Annotated in this window: 1 protein-coding gene; it reads right to left on the bottom strand. The window is 73.1% G+C overall.

Annotated features, from left to right (window positions below):
* Positions 1 to 5147 (bottom strand): amino acid adenylation domain-containing protein (locus tag ACWF94_RS32825; protein ID WP_453496905.1); only part of this gene is annotated, 5147 nt, incomplete at both ends.

Consider the following 5147-nt stretch of genomic DNA (forward strand, 5'->3'; position numbering starts at 1 on the left):
CGGCCTTGACCGTGCCGCTGCGGCCACTCGTCCGGGTGCCGCGCGGGCGGTCCAGCGGCAGCTCCAGCTCCTGCGGCAGGCCGCGCAGCGCCTCCCGCCAGTGGGCGAGCTGCCGCTCACCCACCCGCGCCAGCAACTCCTCCTGCCACAGCGTGTAGTCGGCGTACTGGACGGGAAGCGGCGTCCAGTCGGGCGCGCGGCCCGCCGTCCGCGCCGCGTACGCCGCACTGAGATCGGCGAGGAACGGCCGGTCGGACCACTCGTCGGTGGTGATGTGGTGCAGCACCACCGCGACCACCTGATCGGCCGGACCGAGCCGCAGCACCTCCGCCCGCAGCGGAAGCCCGGCACCCAGATCGAACGGCCGCCGCTGCGCCTCCTCGATCCGCTCCGCCAGTTCAGCCTCCGTGCACCGGGTCACCGTGAACGGGACGACGGCCTCGTCCGCCGGGACGATCCGCTGGTACGGCTCGCCCGCGTACTCCTCGAACCGGGTACGCAGCGACTCGTGCCGCCCGGCGACATCGTGCAGCGCCGAACGCAGGGCCGGCAGATCCAGCTCACCGCGCAGCCGGAACACCAGCGGGAAGTTGTACGCGACCCCGCCCCCGGTGATCCGCTCCACCAGCCACAGCCGCCGCTGGGCCGCCGACAGCGCGATCCGCTCCGGCCGGACGGCGGCGCGCGCCAGTGCGGGCCGCACCGGCCCGCCCGACTCCGCCCGGCGGGCCAGCAGTTCCGGCGTCGGCGCCTCGAACAGATCGCGGATCGCCAGCTCCGCGTCCAGCTCGGTACGGGCCCGGCTGATCAGCCGGGTCGCCAGCAGCGAATGCCCGCCCAGCTCGAAGAAACTGTCCTCAGCTCCGGTCCCGGGCAGCCCCAGCACCTCGGCGAACAGCCGGCACAGCACCTCCTCGCCGGGCGTGCGCGGTCCGCGCGATGTCGCCAGTGCCGACAGGGCCACCGCCGGTTCGGGCTCGGGCAGCGCCTGGGCGTCGAGCTTGCCGTTGTCGTTCATCGGCAGCCGGGGGAGTACGACGAACGCGGCGGGCACCATGTACCCGGGCAGCCGCTGCCCCAGATCCTCCCGGAGCCGCCGCACCAGCGCCCCCGTACCGCGCGTCGCCGCCGGGGAGTTGGCGTACGAGGCGGACCCGGCCGGCCGGTACAGACCCGCCGAAAGCCGCACCGCACCGCCCCGGACGAACACCGCGTCGTACGCGCCGAGTTCGTCCGACCACGTCGTCAGCACCCGGTAGCCGAGCGGCGCGGCCAGCGCGCGCAGCTCCTCGCTCTCCACGCCCCCCGGGCCCGGGTCCCCGCCGGGCCGCCTGCCGTCCGCGAGCGCCCGTACGGCGGCCAGCTCACCGGCCGTCCGGGGATCGGGCACCCGTCGCACCCGCAGCAGCCCGGGACGCTCCCGCTCCAGCCGGGCGGCGAGCGCGCCCGCCCCGGGCCAGTCGGTCACCGGGGCTTCGTCCAGCCGCAGCGCCCCGGCTGTGCTGTCGGCGTTGTCGGCGGCAGCGGCGTCCTCCCGGTACAGGACCGCGTCGTAGCGGTGCCGGGTCAGCTCGTTGTGGTGGCGGCCGGACTTGGTCCGCAGATCGACGCCGAGGCCGAGCGTGGTGAACCAGTCGGGGTCGACGAGGAGTTCCTTCTCCAGCGCGATGCCCCGGTCCACCGCCCGGCGCACGGTCACCGGGTCGGCGTCCCCGACCGCCCTGGCGAGCTGGACTCCGGTGTGGAACGCCCGCGCCAGCCGCAGATTGCGCACATCGCCCACGAGCAGCGCCCCGCCCGGCACCAGCAGCTCCATCGCTCCGGTGAGCACCTCGCCGAGATGGCCGAGGCTCGGGAAGTACTGGACGACGGAGTTGATGACGACCGTGTCGAAGAAACCGGTCGGCAGACCGTCCGTCCGGTGCGCGGGCAGGCACCGCAGCTCGACCTTGGCGGCCAGGGCCGGATCGCGCCGCAGATCCTCGCCGATCTTGCGGATCACGGGCGCGGCGAAGTCCGTCGCCCAGTACGCCTCGGCGTCCGGGGCGAGCTGGGAGAGCAGCAGACCCGACCCGACGCCGATCTCCAGAATCCGCCGTGGCCGCAGCTCCCGGATGCGTTCCACGGTGGCCGCCCGCCACTCCCGCATATGGTCCAGCGGAATCGGGGCGCCGTCATAGGAGCTGTCCCAGCCCGCGAAGTCCTCGGTGAAGACGGCGGTGCCGATCTCGGCGTACTCGGCGGAGTAGATCTCCCGCCACTCACCGATCTGCTCGGCCTCGGCCTCCTCGCGCGCCTCGTCCCCGGGTTCCGCCGGGACGACATAGCCGATCAGACGCTGAGTGCCGGGTGCCGAGGTGTCCTCGCGGGCGACGACGGCGGCCTGGGCGACGAGGGGTTGCTGGGCCAGCGCGGTCTCGATCTCACCGAGTTCGACCCGGTGGCCCCGGATCTTCACCTGGTCGTCGGTGCGTCCGAGGAAGTCGAGATTGCCGTCCGCGCGCCGCCGTACGAGATCGCCCGTACGGTACATCCGCTCACCCGGCTCGCCGTACGGATCGGCCACGAACCGCTCGGCGGTCAGCGCCCGCCGGTCGAGATAGCCCCGGGCCAGCCCCACCCCGGCGATGTACAGCTCACCGGGCACCCCGTCCGGGACGGGCCGCAGCCAGGCGTCCAGCACCCGCGCGCGGGTGGCGCGGATCGGGCGGCCGACCGTCGGCGTGGCGCTGTCGCCGGTACCGCCGCCGAGGGTGTTGATGGTGTACTCGGTCGGCCCGTACAAGTTGTAGCCGTAGGTACCCTCGGTGTCCCGCAGCCGGTTCCAGACCGCCTCGGTCACCGCCTCCCCGCCGAGCAGCACCAGCGGCGGCCGGTGCCCCTCCAGCAGTCCCTCCTCGATCAGCAGATGCGCGTACGTCGGCGTGACATTGACGACATCGACCCGGTGCGTCTCGCAGTACGCGACCAGGGCGGTGGCGTCCCGGCGCAGCTCCTCGTCACAGATGTGCACCTCATGTCCCTCGACGAGCCAGAGCAGTTCCTCCCAGGACATGTCGAACGCGAAGGACACCGTGTGCGCGATCCGCAGCCGCCGCCCGCCCGCCGCAGCGATCGCCGGGGCGAAGATCTCCTTCTGGTGGTTGAGCCGCATATTCGTCAGACCGATGTACGGCGTGACCACCCCCTTGGGGCGGCCGGTGGAACCGGAGGTGTAGATCACATACGCCGGGTGCGCCGGATCGAAGTCCAGCCGCACCCTCTCCGCCGGCAGCGCCGCCAGCTCCGCCGCCACGGCCGGATCGTCCAGCAGTACGCGCGGGACCGCACCGTCCAGCGTCCGGGAGACGGCCGCGGTCGACAGCAGCAGCAGCGGCCGGGCGTCGTCCAGCATCAGCGCGAGCCGGTCCGCCGGATGGTCCAGCTCCAGCGGCAGATAGGCCGCTCCGGTCCGCAGCACCGCGAAGAGCGCCACCACCATGTCCAGCGAGCGCGGCAGCCCGAGCGCGATCACCTTTTCGGGCGCCGCGCCACGGTCGATCAGCAGCCGGGCCAGCCGGTCGCACCTGGCGTCCAGTTCCGCGTATGTCAGCCGCCGCGAGCCAAAGACCAGAGCGGTGGCATCGGGGGTACGGGCCGCCTGGGCCGCGAGCAGATCCGCGATGGTTTCACGTGGAACAGGCACCCGGCTCGCCGCGTCCTGACGCGCCAGCTCGGCCCGTTCGGCCGCCGACAGCGGATCGAGTGAGCCCACCGGCCGGGCGGGGTCGGCGAGCAGCCGCTCCAGCAGCAGGGTGAACCGCTCCAGCAGCGCCGACGCGGCCGGAGCCGCGATCACATCGGGCCGGTGGGAAAGGGTGAACCGGATGCGGCGGCCCGGGGTGACCACCAGATTGACCGGGTAGTGGGTGGCATCGACATTCGCCACGGCCCGCGCGCCGTGCCGCTCCGCCAGCTCGGCGAGCCGCTCCTCGGTGTCGGCGTCGCGCAGCACGAACAGGGTGTCGAACAGACGGCGGTGGCCGGTCTCCGCCTGGAGGACGCCGAGCCCCAGATGCTCGTGCGGCATCAGCTCCATACGCTCCGCCTGGACCCGGCGCAGCAGTTCCACGACCGGTTCCGCCGGATCGAACGAGATCCGCGCGGGCACGGTGTTGAGGAACAGGCCGATGACGCTCTCGACGTCGGGCACCTCACTCGGCCGCCCGGCGACCGTCGTCCCGAACACCACGTCAGGGCGCCCGGTCGCACCGGCCAGCACCAGACCCCAGGCCGCGGTGAGCACCGTATTGAGGGTCAGCCCGTGGCCACGGGTGAACTCCCGCAGCCGATCGCTCGCCGCGGCGGGCAGCACCGCGTCGAACTGCTCCGGCACCACCGGCTCCAGCGCCCGGCCGGCGGCCTCGGGGACCAGCAGGGTCGGTTCGTCAAGACCCTGGAGTGCCGCGCGCCAGGCACCGGTGGCAACCGCGCTGTCCTGATGCTCCAGCCAGGTCAGATAGTCGCGGTACGAACCGGGGCGTGCCAGGTGGGCCGCGTCGCCGCCGTTCTCGTACAGCGCGAAGAGCTGGTCCAGGAACACCCAGGCGGACCAGCCGTCCCACAGGATCAGATGACGGCCGATGACGAGCCGGTCACCGCGTCCGCCGCCGAGCCGGATCAGCAGCATCCGGAAGAGCAGCGGCCGGGACAGATCGAAGCGCCGGGAGCGCTCCTCGTCCAGCAGCGCCCGCATCCTGTCGTCCTGCTCCGTCACGGGGAGCGCGGACAGATCGACCTCGGTGAGGGGGATCTCCGGGTCGCGCACGATGAACTGGACCGGCTGCGGCAGACCTTCGCTGGTGAATCCGGCGCGCAGCCCCGGATTGCGGCCCAGCAGCACGGCCGCCGCCGTCCGCAGCCGGTCCGCGTCCACCGGCCCGGCGAAGTCGAAGGACTCATGGACGGTGTAGACGTCGAGCGCGCCGTCGTCGTACGCGGAGTGGAAGAACAGCCCTTCCTGGAGCGGTGCCAGCGGCCAGATGTCCTCGATCCGGCCCGGGGCGAGCCGTTCGACCAGCGCCCTCTCCGGCGGTGTGAGGGTGAACGCGGACTCCCGGGCGTGCGCCGGGTCCCGCTGCGCGACCTCGTCCGCGGCGACGGCCAGC

The organism is Streptomyces sp. NPDC055078 (assembly GCF_053607985.1).